The sequence below is a fragment of the Kitasatospora sp. NBC_01246 genome, assembly GCF_036226505.1.
Classification (GTDB): domain Bacteria; phylum Actinomycetota; class Actinomycetes; order Streptomycetales; family Streptomycetaceae; genus Kitasatospora.
The window spans coordinates 425,328-448,439 of record NZ_CP108484.1; the positions used below are offsets into that span (position 1 = coordinate 425,328).

General features: G+C 73.9%; 17 protein-coding genes. 7 read left to right on the top strand and 10 right to left on the bottom strand.

Annotated features, from left to right (window positions below; genetic code table 11):
* Window positions 1-207: 207 nt before the first annotated feature.
* The gene (locus OG618_RS01860; protein WP_329485335.1) at window positions 208-1,446 is read left to right on the top strand and encodes a histidine kinase; all 1,239 of its coding nucleotides are present in this window, start codon (window positions 208-210) and stop codon (window positions 1,444-1,446) included.
* Between the two features lie 62 nt (window positions 1,447-1,508).
* Here the strand turns inward: OG618_RS01860 and OG618_RS01865 are convergent, their stop codons facing one another.
* The 6 genes from OG618_RS01865 to OG618_RS01890 all read right to left on the bottom strand — a co-directional run bounded on the left by OG618_RS01865 (window position 1,509) and on the right by OG618_RS01890 (window position 9,653).
* Complete coding sequence (locus OG618_RS01865; RefSeq protein ID WP_442906728.1) at window positions 1,509-2,675, bottom strand: serine hydrolase domain-containing protein; 1,167 nt, start codon at window positions 2,673-2,675, stop codon at window positions 1,509-1,511.
* A 152-nt stretch (window positions 2,676-2,827) separates the two neighbouring features.
* Window positions 2,828-3,973 (bottom strand): serine hydrolase domain-containing protein, encoded by a 1,146-nt coding sequence (locus OG618_RS01870; RefSeq protein ID WP_329485336.1) that lies wholly within the window; start codon window positions 3,971-3,973, stop codon window positions 2,828-2,830.
* Window positions 3,974-4,322: 349 nt separating this feature from the next.
* Entirely contained in the window at window positions 4,323-6,647 is a 2,325-nt protein-coding gene (locus tag OG618_RS01875; RefSeq protein ID WP_329485337.1) for a M4 family metallopeptidase, read from the bottom strand.
* Between the two features lie 1,301 nt (window positions 6,648-7,948).
* Window positions 7,949-8,338 carry a roadblock/LC7 domain-containing protein gene (locus OG618_RS01880; protein ID WP_329485338.1) on the bottom strand — a complete coding sequence of 130 codons (390 nt, stop codon included), beginning with the start codon at window positions 8,336-8,338 and terminating at the stop codon, window positions 7,949-7,951.
* Window positions 8,335-9,297, bottom strand: a complete 963-nt coding sequence (locus OG618_RS01885) for a hypothetical protein (protein WP_329485339.1) — start codon at window positions 9,295-9,297, stop codon at window positions 8,335-8,337. The genes OG618_RS01880 and OG618_RS01885 overlap by 4 nt, the downstream gene beginning before the upstream one ends.
* Window positions 9,294-9,653, bottom strand: a complete 360-nt coding sequence (locus tag OG618_RS01890; RefSeq protein ID WP_329485341.1) for a hypothetical protein — start codon at window positions 9,651-9,653, stop codon at window positions 9,294-9,296. The genes OG618_RS01885 and OG618_RS01890 overlap by 4 nt, the downstream gene beginning before the upstream one ends.
* A gap of 144 nt (window positions 9,654-9,797) precedes the next feature.
* Between OG618_RS01890 and OG618_RS01895 the strand changes: the two genes are divergently transcribed.
* The gene (locus OG618_RS01895; RefSeq protein ID WP_329485342.1) at window positions 9,798-10,163 is read left to right on the top strand and encodes a hypothetical protein; all 366 of its coding nucleotides are present in this window, start codon (window positions 9,798-9,800) and stop codon (window positions 10,161-10,163) included.
* An 877-nt stretch (window positions 10,164-11,040) separates the two neighbouring features.
* On the opposite strand, the gene OG618_RS01900 is transcribed toward OG618_RS01895, so the two are convergent.
* The 4 genes from OG618_RS01900 to OG618_RS01915 form a co-directional block, all read right to left on the bottom strand.
* Window positions 11,041-12,819, bottom strand: coding sequence for a methyltransferase (locus OG618_RS01900; protein ID WP_329485343.1), 1,779 nt, complete (start codon window positions 12,817-12,819; stop codon window positions 11,041-11,043).
* Window positions 12,820-12,995: 176 nt separating this feature from the next.
* On the bottom strand, window positions 12,996-14,177 hold the full coding sequence (locus tag OG618_RS01905) for a 4-hydroxybenzoate 3-monooxygenase (protein WP_329485344.1): 1,182 nt from the start codon (window positions 14,175-14,177) through the stop codon (window positions 12,996-12,998).
* A 237-nt stretch (window positions 14,178-14,414) separates the two neighbouring features.
* A complete protein-coding gene (locus OG618_RS01910) occupies window positions 14,415-14,558 on the bottom strand; it encodes a pyrimidine/purine nucleoside phosphorylase (RefSeq protein ID WP_329485345.1) in 144 nt (47 codons plus the stop codon).
* Window positions 14,559-14,825: 267 nt separating this feature from the next.
* Window positions 14,826-15,776, bottom strand: a complete 951-nt coding sequence (locus tag OG618_RS01915; protein WP_329485346.1) for an RICIN domain-containing protein — start codon at window positions 15,774-15,776, stop codon at window positions 14,826-14,828.
* A 394-nt stretch (window positions 15,777-16,170) separates the two neighbouring features.
* Here OG618_RS01915 and OG618_RS01920 point away from each other — a divergent pair, with 394 nt between their 5' ends.
* The 5 genes from OG618_RS01920 to menC all read left to right on the top strand — a co-directional run bounded on the left by OG618_RS01920 (window position 16,171) and on the right by menC (window position 23,106).
* A complete protein-coding gene (locus OG618_RS01920) occupies window positions 16,171-17,952 on the top strand; it encodes a penicillin-binding transpeptidase domain-containing protein (RefSeq protein ID WP_329485347.1) in 1,782 nt (593 codons plus the stop codon).
* A 151-nt stretch (window positions 17,953-18,103) separates the two neighbouring features.
* Window positions 18,104-19,837 carry a PucR family transcriptional regulator gene (locus tag OG618_RS01925; RefSeq protein ID WP_329485348.1) on the top strand — a complete coding sequence of 578 codons (1,734 nt, stop codon included), beginning with the start codon at window positions 18,104-18,106 and terminating at the stop codon, window positions 19,835-19,837.
* 244 nt (window positions 19,838-20,081) lie between these two features.
* Complete coding sequence (locus OG618_RS01930) at window positions 20,082-21,164, top strand: M20 family metallopeptidase (RefSeq protein WP_329491981.1); 1,083 nt, start codon at window positions 20,082-20,084, stop codon at window positions 21,162-21,164.
* Window positions 21,161-22,006: a GNAT family N-acetyltransferase gene (locus tag OG618_RS01935; RefSeq protein ID WP_329485349.1), complete on the top strand. Its 846-nt coding sequence runs from the start codon at window positions 21,161-21,163 to the stop codon at window positions 22,004-22,006. Before OG618_RS01930 ends, OG618_RS01935 begins: the two co-directional genes overlap by 4 nt.
* Window positions 22,003-23,106: an o-succinylbenzoate synthase gene (gene menC / locus OG618_RS01940; RefSeq protein WP_329485350.1), complete on the top strand. Its 1,104-nt coding sequence runs from the start codon at window positions 22,003-22,005 to the stop codon at window positions 23,104-23,106. Before OG618_RS01935 ends, menC begins: the two co-directional genes overlap by 4 nt.
* The last annotated feature ends 6 nt before the right edge of the window (window positions 23,107-23,112 follow it).

Here is a 23,112-nt window from a genome sequence, read left to right on the forward strand (position 1 = left end):
CGCACGGCCCCGACCAGGACCAGGGGCCCGGTCGGGGATCGGCCCCCGGTACCGGTTCGGGGCCGGGAGCCGCTGCGACAATGGGACCACCGACGCCCCCGGGTCCGCAGGTCACCACAGGTCACCGCAGGGGACGGCGCACGGACGACGGCTGCGGCGGACCCGCGAGGGCCGGTCCGCCCGGCCACGGAAAGGACCACCACCAGCATGTCGACGCACCACCGGCCCCCGCCGCCCTCACCGGGAACCGACGGCCTGCCCTGGACGGCCAGTGACGCGCTGGTGGCCGTCGCGGCGGCGGCCCTGGACCTCCTCGGTTACTCGATGGGCGGGCCGGACGGAAGCCCGCCGATCGCCCTGACCGCCGTGGTCCTGCTCGTCCTGGGAGCGGTACCGCTGCTCACCAGGCGCCGCTACCCGCTGGCGTCGCTGTCCGGCGTGCTGGTCCTCGGTCTGGCGCTGAACCTGAGCGTCGCGGTGCCGCAGCACTTCAACTGCGCGCTCTGCGTCGCGCTGTTCGCCGTGGCCCGGTCCCGGGGCATCGCGGTGGCGGCGCCGGCCGGCCTCGTCGCGGCCGCGGTGCCGCTCCTCGGGCGGGGCTACCCGTGGCCCCCGCCGGTCTCCGGAGTGGCGGTCAACCTGCTCGCCGCGGCCCTGGTCGTCGCCGCGGCCGAGGTGCTGAAGCGCTGGCAGCACGAGGTGGAGGTCAGGCGCCGGCTGCTGGCCGACCGCGCGGTGGCGCAGGAGCGGCGCCGCATCGCCCGGGAGCTGCACGACATCGTCGCGCACCACATCACCACCATGCAGTTGATGGCCGGCGGTGCCCGCGCCCACCTCGGCCGCGACACAGAGGTGGTGCGCGACGCCCTGGTCACCCTGGAGGGCTCCGGCCGGATGGCGCTGCGCGAGATGCGCCACCTGCTCGACGTCCTCCGGGCCGGCGACGAGCCGGACGACGGGGCCCCGACCGCGCCGCAGCCCGGGGTCGGGCACCTCGGCGGGCTCGTCGAGGAGTCCCGCAGGGCAGGTCTGCCCACCGGGTTCACCGTCCGGGGCGAGGAGCGCCCGCTGCCGCCGAGCACCGGCCTGGCGGTGTTCCGGATCGTCCAGGAGGCCCTCACCAACACCCGCAAGCACGCCGGCCGGGCCCGGGCGAGCGTGGAACTGACGTACCACCCGGACCGGATCACCGTCGAGGTGACCGACGACGGCGCCGCCGCCGCACCGGCGGACGCCCTGGAGGGTGCCGGAGCAGGGGCCGGCACGGGCGCCGACGGGCCGGGGCCGACCGCGGGCCGCACCGGGTACGGACTGATCGGCATGCGCGAACGCGTCGCGCTGCAGGGCGGCAGCATGGTGGCGGGCAGCGTCGACGGGGGTGGCTTCCGGGTGCTGGCCACCCTGCCGGTCGCGGCGGTCGGCGGTGGAGCGGAGGAGCTCGACTGACGGCCCCGCTGACGGCCTCGCGGCCCCTGAGCCAGGGGCCGCGAGGCCGTCAGCGGGGCGGGTCAGCGGCAGAGGGCCGCGTCCAGGGCGTCCGCCATGTGCTGCGCGCCGGTCGCGCCCGGGACGGCGGTGACCGTGATGGTGGCGGCCCGCCCGTCGTCGGTCACCCCGCCCCTGGTCCGGTAGCCGGGAGAGGTGCCGCCGTGGCCCCAGGCGAGGCCGCCGCAGGAGAGCGGCTTGCTCTGCAGCCCCAGTCCGTAACGGACCCCCGGGCCCAGCAGTTCGGCGGGCACGGTGGTCCGCATCTCGGCGAGCTGGGCCGGCGGCAGGAGACGGCCGCCGAGCAGCGCGGCGAAGAACGCGTTGAGGTCGGTGTTGGTGGAGACGATCCCCCCGGCCGCCCAGGCCATCGAGGCGTCCATCTCGGTGTAGTCGACCAGCGGCGCGTCCGGCGAGCCGCGGAAGTAGCCGTGCGGGTGGGCCTCGTGGACGGCGGTGTCGCCCGGGGCGGGGAAGTAGGTGTGCCGCAGGCCGACGCGGTCGATGACGCGCTTGGTGATCACCTCGCCGACGGGCCGTCCGGTGACCTTCTGGACGAGGAGCCCGGCGACCAGGTAGTTGGTGTTGCTGTACTCCCAGCTGCTGCCGGCGGGGAAGCGGGCCTTCTGGACGAGGGCGCCGTCGAGCAGCTCGCGGGGCTCGAAGTAGCGGTACTGCACGGTGGTGAAGTCCGCGAGGGCGGGCGCGTCCATGTAGTCGGGCAGGCCGCTGGTGTGCTGGAGCAGTTGGCGGACGGTGATGGCGCGCCCGTCGATGCCGTCGCCGCGCAGCAGGCCCGGCAGGTAGGTGTCGACGGACGCGTCGAGGCCCACCTTCCCCTCCGCGACGAGCTGGAGGACGACCACGGCGGTGAAGGTCTTGGTGTTGCTGCCGGCCCGTATCTGGCCGTCCACGGGGACCTTGGCCCCGGTGGCGAGGTCGCCGACCCCCGCGGTGTAGTCGCGGGTACGGCCGTCGCGACCCTTCACGGCGGCCAGCGCGGCCGGCAGCCCGTCCTCCTTCACCAGGGCGGTCAGACTCGACTGGACACTGTCGGGCCGGCCGCCCGCGAATGCCGTCGTCGGCGCCAGCGCTCCGGCCACCACGGCACCCGCGGCCAGGGCGGTCACGACCGCCACCGCCCGGTGCCGGCCGCGGCGGGTCCGGCTCTGCGGGACGTACTCGCTCACGATGGAACTCCTCTGCTGGGAATGCTGGGGGAACTGATGGGGGGCAAATGGGGAGACTGATGGGGGCCCGACGGGGCGCGGGTGCCGCACGCCGTGGCGCGCGGCACCCGCCGGTCATGCCGGTACGGACGCTCCGGTCCGGCCGGGGAGGGTCAGCGGCACAGCGCCGCGTCCACCGCGGCTTCCACGTGCTGCCCGGTCTCGCCGCCCGGGATCATGGTCACCGCGAGGCTGACGGCCCGGCCGTCGTCGGTGGCTCCTCCGGCGGTGTCGTAGCCCGGGATGGTCCCGCCGTGGCCCCAGGCCACGCCGCCGCACGACAGCGGCCGGCTCACCAGGCCCAGTCCGTAGCGGGCGCCCGGAGCGATCGCGTCGGCGGCCACCGTGGTCCGCATCTGGGCGAGCTGCGCCGCGGGCAGCAGGCGGCCGCCGAGGAGCGCGGTGAAGAAGCGGGTGACGTCGCTCGGGGTGGAGACGGCGGCGCCCGCCGCCCAGCCCCAGGACGGGTCCAGCTCGGTGTAGTCGCGGAGCGAGCCGTCCGCACCGCGGTTGTAGCCCTTGGGGTGGGCCTCGCGGATGCCCATGTCCCCCGGAGCGGGGACGTAGGTGTGGCGCAGGCCGATCCGGTCGACGATGCGCCGCCCGATCTCCTCACCGAGCGGCCGCCCGGTGACCTTCTGGATGATCAGGCCGGCCAGCAGGTAGTTGGTGTTGTTGTACTCCCAGCTCGTCCCCGGGGCGAAGTGGGCCTTCTGGCCCAGCGCCGTGTCGAGGAGTTCGCGCGGCTCGTAGTAGCGCGTGGGGTCGGTGAGGATGGCGTCCTTGTCCACGTACTCGGGCAGGCCGCTGGTGTGCTGGAGCAGCTGACGGACGGTGATGTGACGCCCGTCGATGCCGTCACCGCGCACCAGGCCCGGCAGGTAGCTCTCCACCGGGGAGTCCAGGCCGACCTTCCCCTCCGCGACGAGCTGGAGGACGACGACGGCGGTGAAGGTCTTGGTGTTGCTGCCGATCCGTATCTGGCCGTCCATCGGGACCCTGGCCCCGGTGGCGAGGTCGCCGACGCCGGCCGTGTAGGTGCGGGTACGGCCGTCGCGGCCCTTCACGGCGGCCAGCGCGGCCGGCAGCCCGTCCTCCTTCACCAGGGCGTTCAGGCTCGACTGGACGCTGTCGGGCCGGCCGCCCGCGAACGCCACGGTCGGCGCCAGCACCCCGGCCGCCACCACACCCGCGGCCACCGTGGTCGCCACCCAGCGCCGACCGTGGCGGCTCCGGCTCTGCGGGACGTACTCGTTCATGGAAGGACCTCTCTTGATCGATGGCACCGGTGGTTCCCGGCTTGCTCAAGAAGACCATTCGGGGACAACGGAGTTCGTCCGCAGCCAGGACGAACCGCAGGTGGGAGCAGGCTCCGGGCGAGCGGTCCCGGCCAGGACCGTACTCCTGGGACCGCGAGGACCTGACTTGGCGTCAACGAGCGGGCGCGACGGGGACGCCGGCCCCGCCCGGGTGGGTGGAGCCGACGCCGGAGCGCTCCCGGCACGGCGCCGGCGGGCGAGGCCTCCGGGCCCCGCCCGCCGGACCGCCACCCATGCGCGTCAACTCCCGGCGCGGCCGGAAGTCCGTTCGCTCACGGGCCCGTTGCGGTCAGCCGCCGATCTCGACGGTGACGTCGTCGAGCACGAAGCTGGTCTGCAGGGAGGTGTCCTCCCTGCCCTTGAAGCCGAGCGTGACGGTCCGCCCGGCGTAGGACGAGAGGTCGACGGTGTGCCGCGTGTAGCCGTCGGCCCGGTCGAGGTTCGAGTGGGTCGCCACCTCGGCGCCGTTCACCGTGACGCTGAGCCGGTCGTACTGGGTGGTCGAGGTGGTCTCGTCCGAGCCGACGTGCAGCCAGTACCCCAGCATCGTGGTGCAGCCCGCGGGGACGACGACCGTCTGCGTCAGGGTGTCGGTGTGGGAGGACCCGTAGCCGTCCAGCCAGGCCTTCCAGGTGCCGCCGTGGGCCGGCTGGGTGAGGTCGGCGTCGACGACGCTGCCGGACGTCGTCCAGGGCGCCGCGGCGCCGCTCTCGAAGCCGGCGTTGCCGACCAGCTGCGCCGAGGGGCAGGGTCCGGTGCCGTCGGTGACGGCCCAGGTGAACCCGGTGCTCGCGGTGGCGCCGGAGGCGAACACGGCGGTCACCGTCACGGCCGCCGAACCGGCGGTACCGGGCACACCGGTGATCCTTCCGGTGCCGGCGTCGATGGACAGGCCGTCCGGCAGACCGGCTGCCGAGTAGGTCGGCGCGCCGGAGCCCCCCACGGTCGGGAGCAGCAGGTCGACCCCCGTCCCGACCGCGGTGACCTGGTCCCCCGGATGCGTGATCGCGGGCGCGACGGACAGGGCCGTTCCGACGTTGACGGCGCCCCAGGCGGCGCCGACGGCGGCGTACTCGCCGCTGCCGGCGCCGTACAGGTCCTCGGCCGCCCGCAGGGTCGCGGTGCGGGCAGCGGCGTAGTCGGTGGTGGAGGTCATGTAGACGGTCAGCGCCCGGTACCAGACGGCGGCGGCCTTGTCGCGGCCGATCCCGGTGAGCGTGGAGTGGTCGAAGGTCGGGCTGTCGTAGGCGACGCCGTTCACGGTCTTCGCGCCGCTGCCCTCGGAGAGCAGGTAGAAGAAGTGGTTGGCGACCCCGGAGGAGTAGTGAACGTTGCGGCTCCCGATGCCTCGGTACCAGTAGTCGGCCGAGACGCCGTCCTTGGACGGCTTGTCCATGAAGCGCAGGGGTGTGCCGTCCCCGTTGATGTCGATCTTCTCGCCGATCAGGTAGTCGGGGGTGTCGGCGGGCAGGTCGGCGGAGAACTCCACCATGGTCCCGAGGATGTCGCTGGTGGCCTCGTTCAGGCCGCCGGACTCGCCGGAGTAGACGAGGCCGGCCGTGGCCGCGGTGACGCCGTGGGTCATCTCGTGACCCGCGACGTCGATCGCGGTCAGCGGGTGGACGTTGCCCTCGCCGTCGCCGAAGGTCATGCAGAAGCAGCCGTCGTCCCAGAACGCGTTGACGTACCCGTTGCCGTAGTGCACCCGGCTGGACGCCCCGACGCCGTCGCCCCGGATGCCCTCCCGGCCGAAGGCGTTCTTGTAGTAGTCCCAGGTCGCCGCGACGCCGTAGTGCGCGTCGACCGCCGCCGACTCGCGGTTGGCCGGCAGGCCGTCACCCCAGGTGTCGGTGGCCCGGGTGAAGATCGACCCGCCACCGCCACCGTTGCCCAGGTCGGTGGTGTACGTGCCGCCGCGGGTGCCGTCCTTGAGCTGGTACCCGGAGTCCGTCGGGGTGGTGGCGATCGGGACCTCGCCGACGTGGACGCCGTGGCCAGTGCCGGCCTGCACGCCCTCGAAGGTCCGGATCACCTCGCCGTCCGCCGCGTCGGTGATCACGTGGAGCCTGCTCGGGGTGCCGTCGGCCTCCACGCCCTCGGTCACGGTCTCCCACGCGACGCGCGGGGTGCCGTCGGCGGCCCAGACCACGAGCCGGGGCGGTTGGCCGACCGCGGCACCGGGTCGGGCGTGGAGGGCGGCGGCCTGCGCCCGTTCGGCGTCCAGCGCGGGCTTGGTCACGAGGCCGGCGAGGGGGGCGGCGGAGGCACGATCGACGCCGTGGAGGGATCCGTCCGCGGCCTGATGCACCACCAGGTCACCGCCCAGGACGGGGAGTCCGGCATAGGTCCGCTCGAAGCGCAGGTGCCGGGCACCGTCCGGGTCGAGGACGACGTCCTTGGCGACGAGCCGCTCCTGGGGAGCCAGGCCGAGGCGCTGGGCGACGGCACCGCTCTGGCCGTCGGCCGCCGCCAGGGCAGCGCTCCGGCCGTGATCGGGCGCCGACACCGGGACGGCTGGCACCGGCTGCGCGGTGACGGCCGGGGCGCCGGTCGCCAGCAGGGCGGTGGTGATGGCGAGTGCGGCGAGACTGTATGCGGGAGCTTTGCGGGACACGAGCACTCCTTTGCCTGCCGACCGCGGGTGCGGCCGGGCACGGGTCCGCGCCGCAGGGTGCGGCGCGGGGTGCGGCCGGCCGGTGATCGTCGGGTGGGACGCCGGGCGAGCCGCTGCGGCTCTGGACGGTGCGGGTGCGGCGCATGGGTGACTGCCATGCACATGACATGAATGCCGCGATACGTCGACTTCGCGACAACGGCGTCAACCTGCGCGCAGCATCAACCCCCCGAGAGAGACCCCGAGGAAGGAGATGTTGGAATCATAGCCATCAAGTTGGAATGACTGTTTGAATATGCGCCATTATGGTGCCACGGCCGATGCTTTCCGGCCGCCGGGTGGTCCCCCGGGCCGTGGAACACCGGCAGGTGTTCCACGGCGCCCGGGCCGCCCCCGTCCGGCCCGGGCGTTCGACCTGCGACGGACCCCGCCACGGCGATCAGCCGTCATCGGCCGGATCCCGACGCTCCTCGCCCGGTGTGGTCGTGCCTGGACCACTCCACCCTCCGCAAGCTCAATGTCGGCCAGGCCCCGGGCGGCGGCCGGGCGTCCTCCCTCGGCCCGGTCGGCGGAGGCCACGGGGCACACACGGTCCGGCGGGGTCCCCGGGACGGCCCTCCGTGGAGACCCACCAAGGAGCCGGTACCAGGGTTCGGACGAACACACGGAACTCTCGGCACCCCCTGGACTCCGCGCCTGCGGAGCGGGTAGAAAACGCGCAGGGAGCATTTCGCCGCCGCCCGCGGAGGCAGCGCAGACCGCGTCGAGGCGACGCTCACCTACCTGCTTCCCACAGCGCGGTACCGAGCATCCGCAGGCCGTACGGCTCGACGCCGACCCCTCAACTTCGACGCCCGCGGCCGCCGACATCACCATCGCCTCAATGCCACCTGGAGCAGCACGTGCGCAACCGGCAGACACTCACCGGCGGCGGCTCCGCCGCCACGCGGTCCGTCCCCGCCATCCCCTCGACGCTTCGCCCCGGCGTCACCGGTTCACCGGCCGCGCACCGGCCCCTGAGTACGCCCATCCCGAGTCTGCTCCTCAAGAGGATCACCGCCGGTGCCCGCCGCGTCGCCGGGCACCCCCGCGAAGCGCACTGAACCCCCGCACGACGCACGCCCGCGGGTCGCACCCGATCTGGGGAGCCGCCGCGGCTCCCCCCACCGCTCGCCGTCCCGGCCGGACCGGGCGCAGCGTCCACGCCGACCGGGCCGGCGGTCGGTGCGGGAGGTCCCCTCCGGGGTGCCGGAACACCGGCGCCTGCGGGAACGGCCGTGTTCCGGCACCCCGGGCCCGCTTCAGACCGCGGGCACCAGCCCGAGCAACTCGCCCAGCCGGCGGAGCGTAGCGGGCGACGTCACGTGCAGGGTGGCGAGGTCGAGGCCCTCGTCACCCAGGACCGTCAGCAGGGCCTGATCACCGATCGCCATCACCACCACGTAGCCACCGTGGCAACGGCTGACCACCTCGCGCAGCCCGCCCACGCCCACCTCGAACGCGGTGCGCCTGCCGAGGCCGAGCATGGCGGCCGACAGCGCCGCGGCCGACTCGGGGTGGACGGTGGCCGTGTCGGCGGCCACCAGGAGGCCGTCCACGGTGGAGATGAGGCTCTCCGAGACGCCTGTGACCGCGTCGCGGAGGGCCTGCAATTCGGCGACCAGCACGGCGGTCGGTATCTGGCTGCTCATGGCGCGCTCTTCTCTGTCGTCTCGGTTCGCTCGGCAGGGTGCTCGTTCGATGGGCTGTCGGAAGCGAGCGGCGCTCCCTCGGACCGGGTCGGCCTCCGGAGGGTGCTGCTCCGGCTCCCCTCACCCGGCAGGCGGCGCGGCAGCGGTCCGACCGGGGCCGTGGACGGCCCGCTCCGGGCCGTCCGTGGGGCAACGCTCGGGGCCATGGGAACGCCGGACACCGGCTCCCGGTGGAGCAGGTGCAGGGCGTCCATCCGGACGACGTCGAGCAGCACCGCGAACACCCCGCGCCCCAGGGCGAATCCGATGTCGCGCGCGGTGCGCCGGCCGGTGGCCGCGTCGAGGACGTCCCGGTAGCGGACGGGGATCCGCGGACCCTCGGCGCCGAGCAGGGCCGCGGGCCGGATCCGGGTGCGGGCCAGCTCACCGGGCGGGCGTCCCGTGAGACGGTCGAGCAGCGCCGTCCGACGTGTGGTCTCCTCGAAGAGCCGCTGCGGCGTGATTCCCGGACGCAGCGCGATCCTGGCGGGCGGGGACGCTTCGACGGTCTCCCGGACGCCGGGCCCGGCGAGCGCCAGGGCGAAGGCGCCGTCGACGACGGCGGCGGCGCAGACGACGTCGAGTTCGGCCGTGCCGATCACCCCCCGGGCGATCAGGACGGCACCGAGGTCGCGGTCCCGGGCCGCGGCGGCGGCGTTCGCGTCGACGCCGGAGACGGCTGTCTCGGCCGCCACCCAGGCGGACTCGTGGACGCGGCCCGATCTCAGTAGCAGCGATTCGACGGACGGGGCTCCGGGGGTCTCGACGGCCGTGACGAGCCCCTGTTCCAGGTGGATCGTGCCGCCCGGTGCTCCGGAGAGCACGACCGAGCCGGTGAAGCCCTCGCTGTGCAGGGCGAGCAGGTGCGCGGGGACGCCACGGACGCCGGGCCGCTCGGAAGGGCCGGGCAGGCCGGTCACGTCAGCAAGTCCGCTGCTCTGTGCGCGGTCTGGTGGACCGCCAGCGCCAGGTTGGTCCGTCCCCGGTCGAGCACGGTCGCCAGCAGCAGGGGGTCGCCGTGCCGGGGCACCACCTGGACGACCTCGTGGTGGCGAGTGCTGGTGACCACCACGCTCTCCAACTCGCCCGTCGCCCCGGCGGCGAACAGCCGGTCGCCGATCAGCTGGGCCAGCTCGGCGAGTTCGACGCCGGACCCGAGCAGTCGGTGGTCTCCGGCGGAGCCGTAGCCGAGGCCGGTGACGGCGTCGACGAGAACGGCACCGACCACCCCGGGAACGCCGAGCACATCGGAGAGGGAAGCTTCGAGCGCGCGCACTTGGACCCCTTCGCGTTCTGAACTCCAGGCAGCGTACATTACTCCGACCACTATTAGCAGGGTGACACCGACGGGTGATTCCTTGCTATTTTGTTGCCCCACAGGGGAGTTCCGCCCGGACGCCGACCAAGGGACGATCAGCGCATGAACATTGACGACGCACTCAAGGACGCGATGAAGCTCGAAGGCGCCATCGGCGTGGCTCTGGCCGACTTCGACAGCGGTATGTCGCTCGGGTTTCTCGGCGGCAACCGGCAACTCGACCTGGAGGTCGCGGCCGCCGCCAACACCGAGGTCGTCCGCTCCAAGGTCAAGGCCCTGGCCGCACTGTCGATCGACGACGCCATCGAGGACATCCTGATCACCCTCGGCACCCAGTACCACCTGATCCGCCCGCTGGCCCGTAGCCGCGGGTCGCTCTTCCTCTATCTGGCGCTAGACCGTTCGCATGCCAACCTTGCCCTGGCCCGGCACGGCCTCAAGCGCATCGAGGCCAACCTCGACGTCTAGTCCACACCCGGCCGGTGGGGCGGAGCCCCGCCCCACCCGAGCCGCCCGCACAAGCGGCACACCGCGCGGGCAAGGCGAGCACCGGGGCACGCCATTCGGGAATCTGCCACCTTTTCCTCGGGGGCACATCGACCCCGGAAACGAATCACCGTTCAACAACTCCGCCGTAGCAGCCCCCCGGGGATTCTCCTGAATTCGCGCGCACCGGATCGGCGGCACGAAGAAGGGCATTGTGGAATTCGGCTCGGCCACGCTCCAGAAAGAGCACGGCCGAGCCGCCGCCCGCCCCTTCCGGCCGCGCCAGAATCCAGATGCCACACCCGCTTACGGAAGAGCGGGACGTTCTCCTTGAGTGCGAGGATCCCCGTCGGCCGCTCTGACAAGAAAGAGCGGTAAGTCCGCGTCGGCGCCCGCGGCGTTGCCGAACCGTTATCGGGCCGGACGGGCAGCACCTGTACTGCCACGGCCCGGTGTCGCGCCGTCACCGCCACTCACCGGGGCACCGGCCGTTCGGGAGACCGGTCGGAGCGGCGCCGACGACCTCCCCCATGAACATCGGCCCCGCGCGGCCGTTCGATCACGCGGCGGCCGACCCGGGCGTCCTCACCGGCCTCCATGCCACCCGACGACGCGGCCCGCTGTCGCCAAGTCCTGCGCGACAGCGGGCCGGAACGTCCGACACCTCACGGACGACGCCCCTACGGCACCGAACCGTCCTTCGTGAACGCGAGACCGCCTCCCTCTCTCGGCACCGACAGCGGGGACCACGACCTCTCCGCGCCACGCGCGCGTGCCCCCGGGGCCGCCGGGCACCGCGTCGCCGAGCGGCCCGGGGGGGCGGCACGCGCGCCGTGGGCCGTGCACCAGGGGCTTTCGGCTACCCGGCGGTCAGACCGCGCGGGGCCGGCACCCCGGCCTTGCGCGCGTGCAGCAGGGTGCCGCCGAGCGGCAGCGGCGAGTCGTCGACGGGTTCGAGGCCCGCGTCGGCCAGCAGCCGGGCGAAGTGGTCGGCGCGGCGTTCGCGGCCGCCGGTGTTGCACATCATGTGGAGGTCCCACGCGGTGGCCAACGAGGTCGAACCGTCGGCCGGCAGGACCCGCTCGACGATGAGCAGGTCGGCGTGGGCGGGCATGGCCCGGGACACGTGACGCAGGATGTCCCGGCAGCGCTCGTCGTCCCAGTCGTGCAGGACCCGGGAGAGCAGGTACACGTCCGCGCCCGGCGGTACGTCCGCGAAGTCGCCCGTGACGTACGTGCACCGCTCGCCGCAGCCCGCCGCGTCCAGCTGCCCGCGGGCGGCGGCGACGACGTGCGGGCGTTCCAGCAGGACGCCGCGCAGGCGGGGGTTGGCGGCCAGGACGCGTCCGAGCAGCTCGCCCGTCCCGCCGGCGATGTCGACGACGGTGCCGGGAACGGAGGCCCGGCCTGCGGCCAGGATCGCCGGATGTGCGGGGACCGGCTCGAACATCCGGGTGCTCGCGACCATCGACCGGTCGAACTGCTCGGCGAGTTCGGGGTCCCGGGCGAAGTGGTCGAAGTGGTTCTCGCCGAAGAGGTGGTCGAAGGCGGCCTCCCCGGTCCGCACGGTGTGCTCCAGTTCCGCGAAGGAGTGGTAGAACGGGCCGCCGTACATCAGTGCCAGCGGCCGCATCGACCCCGGGGCGTCCGCCCTCAGGAGCGCCCCGGTACCGGTGAGCCGGAAGCCGTCCGGGTGCTGCGCGACCACGTCCAGCATCACCAGGTAGCGCAGGAGGGTCGCGAGGCTCTGCGGGTGAGCGCCGATCCGGTCCGCCAGTGCCTCGGCGCCGGCTCCCGTGCGGGTGTCCAGGGCGTCGGGCAGCCCCAGCCGGGCGAACACCGCGAGGGCCTGGGTCGTCCAGGCCCCGGTGAGCAGGTGCAGCAGCGCTTCCGCTTCCCGGTGCGGATCGGCGGGCCCGTCCGGGCGGTCCTGCCCCCGGTCCTCGTCCGGCCCGGCGGGGTACCGGCCCAGGTGCGCGGCCAGGGTGTCCGGGTGGGCGCCCGCCACGTGGAGTTCCAGCCGCCGGTACCCGGTCCGCGACCCGGCCGGGGCGGTGAAGTACAGGACGGTGCCGTCCTCGTGCGGGTTGTAGCCGCCGCCGTCGGGGCTCGCGCCGTGCCGGGCGAGCAGCGCGCACAGGCCGTCCAGCACCAGCGGGTCCGCGGACTCGACCTCGAAGGCGAGGTGCGCCTCGTGCTGGGCGACCCGCTCGTGCGCGGCGAGCGCGGCCAGGCCGGAGCCCGGCGGGACGGTCAGCGCGAACACCTCGACCACCCGGCGCTCACCGAGCGGGCCGCGCAGCGGTGGCCGCAGGATGGCGACGTCCAGGCCCGCCGGGTCGTGGCCGTGCCGCAGTGCCAGCCGCTCGCGGACCACGGTGCTGGGCGTCGACGGCACGTCCACGGTCAGGTCGCAGGCGGCCAGTTGATCGTGCAGGGCGTCCCGGTCGGACGGGAAGACCAGGACCGCGGCGTGGGCGAAGCGGCAGTGGTCCGCCAGTGCCCGCAGCCGCGAGTCGGGGAGGCCGGGCAGCAGGAGGCGGAGCAGCGTGGTGCTGTCGTGTTCCCGGACGAAGGTGGCCGCCGCGAGGAGGCGGGTGACATCGTCGGTGTCCGGGGGCGTCATCGTGGTCGGCATGGTGCGGTTCCTTGTCCGGGTGTTCGGGAGTCCGGCGGGCGGCGGGCAGCCGACAGCGACCGGCCGGCTCGGAGCCGGGCGGAGCGTGGCGGGCGCGACGGGGCGGGCACAACGAGGTCGGGCGGAGCGGGGTCGGCCAGCGCGGGGCCGGGCGGAGCGGGGTGGAGCGGGAGGACTCAGACGCCGGTGTAGCTCTCGGCGAACCAGTCCTGGTGGGAGCGCGAGGTGCGCAGGGATTCGAGGCGCGAGCGGCGCAAGGATTCGTGGAAGAACGATTCGCCTATGGGAGCGGCGGGCTCGCGGTGCAGCAGCCGGATCATCCAGAGCGAGAACTCCTGCGCCCGCCAGATGTGCTCCAGGGCCTGCCGCGAGTACCGGTCCAGCGCCTCGGAGTCGCCGTGCGCGAGGTCGGCGATCAGGGCCCGGGCGAGGAGTTCCGCCTCCAGGACGGCCAGGTTGGCGCCCTTGGCGGCGGACGGGCTGATCAGGCTCGCGGCGTCCCCGGCCAGCAGGAGCGATCCGTGGCGCAGCGGTTCGATGACGTCGGACTCGAAGTCGACGACCCCGCGTTCGAGGATCCGGCCGCGGTGCAGCGGTCCGTGCTCGGCGGCGTACATCCGCGTGTCGAGTTCGTCCCAAATCCGCCCGTCGGACCAGTCTCCGGTCGCGGTGCCGCGCTCGCACTGCAGGTAGTAGCGGGTGACCTCCGGGGTGCGGGCCATGTGCCCGGCGAAGCCGCGGTCGTGGACGGCGTAGCCCACGGCGTCCAGGCTCGGCGGCGCCTCGGCGAGCAGGCCGAGCCAGGAGATCCCGTGGTCCCGGTGGTGGCGTACGGTGCCGGGCGGCAGGGAGCGCCGGGCCGCGCCGTGCCGGCCGTCGCAGCCGGCCACGTACCTGGCCTGCCACCGGGCGAGGCGGCCGTCCGCCTCCCGTACGGCGACGGTGGGGCGGGTGGTGCCCGTGTCGTGCACGGCGAGCGCCTCGGTCTCGAAGTGCACCCGCCCGCCTGCCTCCAGGTAGGACGTCAGCAGGTCGGAGACCAGGTACTGCTGGGGGTAGACGGTGTGCGGTTCGCGTCGGCCGAGGTTGCCGTAGTCCAGGCGGAAGCGGCCTTCGGCGGTGCGGAATTCGCAGGCGCCGTGCTGCTTGCCATTGCGGTGCAGGCCTTCGGCCAGGCCGTGGCGGTCCAGGATCCGCAGGGTGTTGGGTGCGAGGAAGCCCGCGCGCGCCCGGGTCTGTACGCGGGTGCGGTCGGTGCGTTCCAGGACCACGCAGTCGATTCCGCCGCGCTTGAGCAGATTGGCCAGCAGGAGACCGGCCGGGCCCGCCCCGAGGATCACGACGTCGGCCGACTGCACTGCCGTTATGGTGCTCTGACTGTTCGTCACAAGAAGTGGATCATAGTCACCGATCTGCGACCGCCATGGCGCCGGTAACCCGAATTGGCCAATAGGATGACAATCTTTACGCCAGCCACAGAAATCGGCGCGTGGCCGTCATATTCACCGTCGCGAGGAAATCGTGCGGCAACGGCGGCGCCCCGGGGGGAGGCGCCGCCGTTGCCGCTCCGCCGGAACGGGTGGTCCGGGGCGGTGTCAGTCGCGGTACTCGCAGAGGTAGGCCGTGTCGGCTTCGACCTTGAGCTGGAACTCGCTGTCCGCCGGGACGTCGAAGCGCTCGCCGGTCCGGAAGGTCTCCCAGGAGGGCAGGCCCACGTAGTAGCCTCGGCGACCCGCCACCGCATCGGCGGACCGCCCCGGCGCAGGCCTCCCCGAAGAGGCCGCGGGCCCGCTCCCGGTCCTCGATCCCACCCTCCGTCAGAACCCGGCAGCCGCGCCGGAAGAACTCCTCGCCGCCGCCGTCGGGGAGCGGCGGAGTCCTCGTCTCACCCGTGCGCCCAGGCCTACCACCACCCACCGACAGGGACCTGCCCCCGGCAGGCCGGGCACGGCAAGGCCCCGGAGGGCGGGCGCCACCGTCGGCGCCCGCTCTCCGGGGCCGGTGGGTCAGTCCCAGGGGTTGGCCGACTGGCCGCTGATGGCGGTCCAGAAGCGGGTGTTGGCGGGCAGGGTACCGTTGGCCCACAGGCCCCAGCCGGTGCCGTCGTGGAACTCGGCCATCCGGAAGCCGGTGCCGAAGGCGGTCGCGCACTTCTGGTCGGCGACGGCACGGCTGGTCAGCTCGTAGCCGGGCAGCGCCGGGGTGACCTTCACCTCGCCGCCGGCCCAGCTGTGGAAGCCGCTGGTGGGGACGCCCGCCGGAGCGGGGCGGCCGTCCTGCCTGATGCAGAGCACCGGCAGCACGGCGTTCGCCGCGGTGTCACCGTTGTACGGGTCGCTGTTGGTCAGGTTGTCGAAGCCGACGTGCACCACGTTGTCGGCGCGCTGCTCCAGGGTGCCCCAGGTCATGCCCTTGTGCTGGCCCGGAGGAGCACTGAAGATCGCCTCGTAGGTGCTGCGGTAGACGTCCCACTGCTGGTAGCTGCCGCCGTCACAGCCCCTCAGGACCAGCTTCCAGCCGCCGAAGTTCTTGCGCGAGTTGTCCAGGCAGTCAGACGTGCCCACGTTCTTCAGCCGCAGGCCGACCAGGTCGTAGAGGGCCGGCTCCGCCTCGAACGGGGTGATCTCCCACTGCTGCCTGGTGTAGCCCGCCACGCAGCCGGTGGTCATCGGCAGGTCGTCGGCCGTCAGACAGAGGACGCCGTCCGGGCTGCTGGTGGTGACGGTGAACCGCTCGGGGTAGCCCGGGACGCGCTTGACCACCCACATGCCGGGGTTGTCGGACGGAGCGCAGGGGTGCATGTCCTGGATCCCCGACCTCGCGTCGGGGCAGCGCTGGGAGTACTGGTTGAACAGGACCGACGCCGGGGTGTCGGCGGACGCGCCGCCCGGCAGCATGAGCAGCCCGGTGAGGGCGAGCAGGATCGCGAGCAGGGTACGCCTGAGGGATACGAGCAAGAGTGCCTCCGGAAGCCGTCGGTACGGGGAATGCCGGATCCTGCGCGGGAACGCCCCTTCGCAGTGGCCGGCCACGCGCCAGTTTGTCCGTACGCAGCCAAGGCCGGTATCCCAGCCTTCTGGGATACCCGCCGGACGGCGACCGGTGCCGCACGGGCCCCGCGACGCCACCCGCGGACAGGCCTCGCCGCCGATCGGCCGCGACACCCCGAGGGCCCTCTGGCGACACCGATGGCGCCCTTGCGCATACGAAGGGAGGCCTCCCCGCCGCCGGTCGCCGAGCCCGGCCCGCCTATGCTGGACGCCGCCCGAGCCGTCCGGCCGCCACGGCGGCCGAGCGGAGCGGAACGACGGGGGAACGGACCCGTGACCGGGGACCAACGGGGGGAACGCAGTGCCAGCAGAACACGAGGAATCCGGCGCGTACGCCGACGACCACGGGTCGGACCCCGAGTCCATCGGGAACCCGCCCGGCCACACCGAGTACCCGGACGACGCCGAGGACATCGAGGACGAGGAACCGCCGCGCCGCTCCGCCGGACGCCGGGTCTGGCAGGGCGCGCTGGCGGCAGCCGTCGTGGGGCTGCTGGCCGCCGGCGGGTACGGGGCCTACAACGTGGTGAACGCCGTGACGGGCAACGGCCCGGCGGCCGGCGACCACCAGGAGTCCCCGGCCGCGGCCGCGTCGGCGCAGCCGGCGCCGACCGCCGCGGAGGCCGACGCCGTGGCGAAGGACTTCCTGGCGGCCTGGGGCCGTGGGGACGTCACGGCCGCGGCGGCGCTCACCGACCGCCAGGAGACCGCGCGGACCGCCCTGGCGGCGTTCCGCGACGCGGTGAAGCCGCGCTCGTTGACCTTGGCCGGGACCGGCCCGGTGGCGTCCGCGACGCCGAGCGAGCCCGCGGTGGGCTTCCGGGCGAAGGCGGAGTTCGAGGGCACCGCGGAGGCCTGGGAGTACGACAGCGCGCTGACGGTGCTGCGGGCGGCCGACGGGCGGGTCGCGGTGCGCTGGTCGCCGCACGTGATCCACCCGCATCTCGACGCGGGCGAGACGATCGGCATCAAGCTGCTGCCCGATCCGGTGGCGAAGCCGGTCGACCGGAACGGCAAGCCGCTCGACGCGTTCCCGTCGCTCAGGAGCGTGCTTCCACAGATCACCCCGGCCCAGGGCGGGTCCACCGTCGACGGGCAGGCCGTGGTGATCTCCGACGGCGGCGCGAAGGCACCGGAGCAGCTGTTCGTGCTCACCCCGGCGAACGCGCCGGAGGTCAGGCTCACCCTGGACGCCGGCCTCCAGCAGGTGGCCGAGGAGGCGGTGAAGAAGCAGGCCGCGGGCGGGAAGCCGGCCTCGCTGGTCGCCGTCCAGCCGAGCACCGGCCACATCCTCGCCCTCGCCTACTCCTCGCCGGACGGGTTCAACCGCGCGGTCGGCGGCGGGCAGCCGCCGGGGTCCACGATGAAGGTGATCACCTCCGCCGCCCTGCTCCAGGCCGGGGTCGGGCCGGACACCGTGGTGCCGTGCAAGGAGACCACCAACTCCCCGCGCGCCTGGCACAACGACGAGCCCGGCGACTTCCCCGGCTACACCCTGACCGACGACTTCACCCGCTCCTGCAACACCGGGTTCATCGACAAGGGCCTGGAGAAGCTGCAGCTCGGGACGGTGCCCGAAGTCGCCCGCAACCAGTTCGGCCTCGGCCTGGAGTGGCACATCGGCATCCCGAGCAGGGACGCCACCATCCCGGTGCCGAAGAGCAAGGACGAGGCGGCCGCCACCTTCATCGGCCAGGGCCAGATCCAGGTGAACTCGCTGCTGATGGCCTCGGTCGCGGCCACCGTGCAGAGCGGAACGTTCCGCCAGCCCGTCCTGGTGCCGGACGCGAAGCGGGTGACGGCCCCCGGCAGGCTTCCCGAGGGCGTCGCGCGGGACCTGCGGGCGATGATGGCGAAGACCGCGACCCAGGGCACCGCCCGGGCACCGATGTCCGGACTGTCCGGGCGGATCGGCGCCAAGACCGGCACCGTCGAGGCCGGTGCCGGCAAGGGCACCAACAGCTGGTTCATCGCCTACCGCGACGACCTCGCGGTGGCGGCCGAGGTCGAGGGCGGCGGCCACGGCAACAGCGCGGCCGGCGTGGCCGCGGCCGAGGTCCTGAAGGCCGGCGGCAAGGGCTGACACCGTCGGTCGGGCCGGTGCCGGCACCGGACCCGTCGAACAGCCCACCCCCGCGTTCGTCCCGGGCGACGAACGCGGGGGCTTAGCCTTGTCCGCAGGTACCGAGCGGGGGGCGCGGTCAGGCCCCTAACCTGCGGAGATGATCAGGCACATGGCGACGCACTCCGCCGGCGGCCTGGGCCGGGTACTGCGGGACCTCGGCCCGACGCTGCTCGACCTGCTGCACGGCGACGTCGGCCTGGCCCCGGAGATCGGCGGCGTGGGGATCCACGACCCGTACGACGAGCAGCAGTACCCGCCGCGGGCTATCGTGCTCGGGGCCGGCGTCCGGGGCTCCGAGGAGATCGTCCGGCTGCTGCACGAACTGGCGACCCACCGCGTCGCGGCCCTGGTCGTACGGGGGCCCGTCGGGAGCGGGCCCGTCGGGAGCGGGCCGGTCGGGAGCGAGCCCGTCGGGGACGGGCCGGTCGGGGACGGCGAGGCACTCGCGCGGGCGGTGTCCGAGACCGGGATACCCCTGCTCGCCCTGACCCGCGGCGCCTCCTGGGCCCAGTTGGCGGCGATGCTGCGCACCCTGCTGGCCGAGGGCGACATCGGGGACAGCGGCGGGCAGACCCTGGGAGGGGTGCCCTCGGGCGACCTGTTCGCCCTGGCGAACGCCGTCGCCACCCTGCTGGACGCGCCTATCACCATCGAGGACCGCTGCCAGCGCATCCTGGCCTTCTCCGGCCGCCAGGACGAAGCGGACCCCGCCCGGGTGGCCACCATCCTGGCCCGCCGGGTCCCCGACCGGTACGTGCGGCTCATGGAGAGCCGCGGCGTCTTCCGGGAGATCTACCGCAGCGAGGACCCGGTGCGGATCGCACCGGCGGCGGTCGGCGAGGGCGAGACGGCACTGCCGCGCGTGGCGATCGCGGTACGGGCGGGCGACGAGGTGCTCGGCTCGGTGTGGGCCGCGGTCCGCGAACCGCTCACCCCCGCCAGGGAGGCCGCGTTCAAGGACGCCGCGAAGCTCGTCGCCCTGCACATGCTGCGCCACCGCGCCGGGGCCGACGCCGAGAACCGGCTGCGCACCGACCTGGTCACCACCGTGCTGGAGGGCGGGGCCGGCGCGCCCGACGCGCTCGGCCGGCTGGGACTGGCGAACGAGCCGACCCTCGTCATGGCCCTGGGGCTGGCACACCGCCCGGGTGAGGACCACGCCCACGTCACGGCGGAGCGGCAGCGCCTGGCCGGCGCGCTGGCCATCCACCTCACCGCCGTCCAGCCGCGTTCGGCGGTGGCCCTCCTGGGCGACGTGGCCTACGCGCTGTTCCCGGTGCGGGGCGAGGCGGCCCATCGGTGCGAGCGTGCCGTACAGGTGGCCTCGGACTTCCTGGAGCGGACCGGGAACCGGACGGGCGCCGTCATCGGCATCGGGTCGGTGGCGGAGGAGTCCACCGCCCTGGCGCGGTCCAGGACGAACGCCGACCGCGCGCTGCGGGTGCTGTTCGAGCGGCGGTCGGGCGCGGGGGTCGCGTCGATCACGGACGTCAACACCGACGCGCTGCTGCTGGAGCTGCGCGACCTCGCCGCCACCCACGGCGACGAACTGTCCGCGCCACTGGCCCGGTTGGTGGCCTACGACGCCAAGCACAACGCCCACCTCGTCGAGACGCTGCGGGCGTGGCTGGACGCCTTCGGCGACGTGATCGCCGCCTCGGCGAGCGTGTACGTCCACCCCAACACCTTCCGCTACCGGATCCGCCGGGTGGCCGAGGTGGGGTGCCTGGACCTACAGGACCCGGCCGCCCGGTTCGCGGCGATGCTGCAACTGCGCCTGATGCCCTCGCAGCGCGGTGGTGCGGACCCCGCCTCAGGAGCGGGCGCCACCGGCTCCGGCTGACCGCCCGGGTGCCCGGGCGCTGCCGCCTCCGGCGCCGTGTCCGGCGCACCGCGGCGTCCGGGCTCTTGGGTCCCGCGTACGAACGGGCCGTCCACGTTGTGACGGGACGACGAACGCGCGGCCGTCGGCACTGCCTAGCGTGGGTGTCACCCCACCCCAGGAGGACCCTCCCGTGCCGGCCGACCTCGGAACCCCGCCCCTGCCCGCGCCCCCGCCCGCAGACCTCGCGCCGGAGCTCGACGCGATGCTCGCCGACCTGGAAGAGCTCGTGACCTGCGAGTCGTACTCCGCCGACCACCAGGCGGTGGCCCGCAGCGCCCGGGTCGTCGCCGCCCAGGGGACCCGCCTGCTCGGCGCCCCCGCCCGGCTGCTGGTGAACGGCGGCGTCACCCACGTCCAGTGGACCTTCGGAACGCCCCGCGTCCTGCTGCTCGGCCACCACGACACCGTCTGGCCGGTCGGCTCGCTCAGGACCCACCCGTGGTCCGTGGCGGACGGCATCGCGCGCGGACCCGGCGTCTTCGACATGAAGGCCGGCCTGGTCCAGATGTTCCACGCCCTCGCCTCCCTCCCCACGCTCGACGGGATCTGCGTGCTCGTCACCGGCGACGAGGAGGTCGGCTCCGCCACCTCGCGCACCCTCGTCGAGGAGACCGCCCGCCGCTGCTCCGCGGCCCTCGTCGCCGAGCCCTCTGCCGACGGCGGAGCGCTGAAGACCGCCCGCAAGGGCGTGTCGATCTACGACCTCACCGTGCACGGCCGCGCCGCGCACTCCGGACTCGAACCGCGGAAGGGCGTCAACGCGGCCGTCGAACTCGCCCACCAGGTCCTCGCGCTGCAGGACATCGCCGACACCGTGGTCGGGCGGACCGGGCCCGGCACCACCGTCACCCCGACCCTCCTGTCCGCGGGCACCACGAACAACACCGTCCCGGCCCGGGCCGACCTCAACATCGATGTCCGGGTCCCCAGCACCGCGGCCCAGGAGACGGTCGACCACCTCGTGCACACGCTCCGGCCCCACCTGCCCGGCGCGCGCCTCGACCTCCGGGGCGGCCCCAACCGCCCGCCCCTGGACGCCACCGCCTCGGCCGCGCTGTTCACGCTGGCGGCCGAGCAGGCTGCCGCGCTCGGGCTCCCTCCCCTGCGGCAGGCCGCCGTCGGCGGGGCCTCCGACGGCAACTACACCGCCGGCGTCGGATGCCCCACCCTCGACGGCCTCGGAGCCGTCGGCGACGGCGCCCACGCCGACCACGAACACGTCCGCACCGCCGAGATGCCGCACCGCGCCCGCCTCCTGGCCCACCTCACCGGAGCCCTGCAATGACCGCGTTCCAGGTACGCGAACTCCACGACCTCAAGGACTTCGAGGACGTGAAGCGCCTCTACGCCGACATCTGGCGCACCGACAGCGGCGGCACACCCGTCCCGGTCGAGGTGATGCGTGCCCTCGCACACGCCGGCAACTACGTGGCCGGCGCGTACCGGGACGGCCACCTGGTCGGGGCGTCGATCGCCTTCCTCGCCACCCCGCCCGGCACCACCCTGCACTCCCACATCACCGGCGCCGCCCCCGGCCGCGGCATCGGCCTGGCGCTGAAGCTCCACCAGCGCCGGTGGGCGCTCGAGCGCGGACTGCGGCGCATCACCTGGACCTACGACCCGCTGATCCGCCGCAACGCCTACTTCAACCTCGTCAAACTCGGCGCCCGGCCCACCGAGTACCTGGAGTCCTTCTACGGCCGCATGGACGACGCCATCAACGGCGGCGACGACTCCGACCGCGTCCTGGCGACCTGGGACCTGAGCGCCCCGCCGGTCACCGCGACCGTCGCCGGCACCTGCCCGCCCGTCACCGCGCCGCCCGGCACCGCTCACGCCGTCCGCGACCGCGACGGCCGGCCCGAGACCGGCCCGATCGACGCCGAGTGCGTCCTCATCGACCTCCCCGAGGACATCGAGGCGCTGCGCCGCACCGACCCCGGCGCGGCCCGGGCCTGGCGACTGGCCGTCCGCCACACCCTGGGCGAGCTGCTCGCCGACGGTGCCCGGGTCACCGGCCTCCACGACCGGCGCTCCTACCTCGTCCGACGCACCGGCGCCACCGCCCCGCGGACGCCCCTGACCACGACCCCCACCCCGACCCTCGCCAGGAGCCACCAGTCATGAAGATCTCCGGGATCGAACTCCGCCGGATCCAGCTGCCGCTCGTTTCTCCGTTCCGCACCTCCTTCGGCACCGAGACCGGCCGCGACGTCCTGCTGGTCCGCGTCGAGACCGCCGACGGCGAGGGCTGGGCCGAGTGCGCCGCGATGTCCGAGCCGCGCTACTGCTCCGAGTACGTCGACGGCGTCCAGGACGTCCTGCGCCGGTTCCTCGTCCCCGCGCTGCCCAAGGACGGCATCGACGCCCACACCGTCGGCCGGGTGCTGGAGCCCTTCACCGGCCACCGGATGGCCAAGTCGGCCCTGGAGACCGCCGTCCTGGACGCGCAGCTCCGGGCATCGGGCGAGTCCTTCGCCCAGTACCTCGGCGCCTCCCGCGACAAGGTCCCCTGCGGGGTCTCGGTCGGCATCATGGACTCGATCCCCGAACTCCTGGACGCCGTCGACGGCTACGTCGCCGAGGGCTACGCCCGGATCAAGCTGAAGATCGAACCCGGCTGGGACGTCGAGCCGGTCCGCGCGGTCCGCGAGCGCTTCGGCGACGACCTCCTCCTTCAGGTCGACGCCAACGCCGCCTACACCCTCGTCGACGCCCGGCAGCTCGCCGAACTCGACGCGTTCGACCTGCTCCTGATCGAGCAGCCGCTCGCCAACGACGACCTCGTGCAGCACGCCCGGCTGGCCGATCTGCTGAGGACCCCGATCTGCCTGGACGAATCCATCGAATCCGCCGCGGACGCCGCGGCCGCCATCTCGCTCGGCTCGTGCTCCGTCATCAACATCAAACCGGCCCGGGTCGGCGGCTACCTGGAGGCCCGCCGCATCCACGACCTGGCGCGCGCCCACGGCATACCCGTCTGGTGCGGTGGCATGCTGGAGACCGGCATCGGCCGGGCCGCCAACGTCGCCCTCGCCGCCCTCCCCGGCTTCACCCTGCCCGGCGACACCTCCGGCTCCCACCGCTACTTCGCCACCGACATCACCGAGCCGTTCGTCCTCGCCGACGGCCACCTCGCCGTCCCCACCGGCCCCGGCCTCGGCGTCGAACCCCTGCCCGACCTCCTGAAGGAGGTCACCACCTCCACCGAGTGGATCGCCCTGTAACCGAAC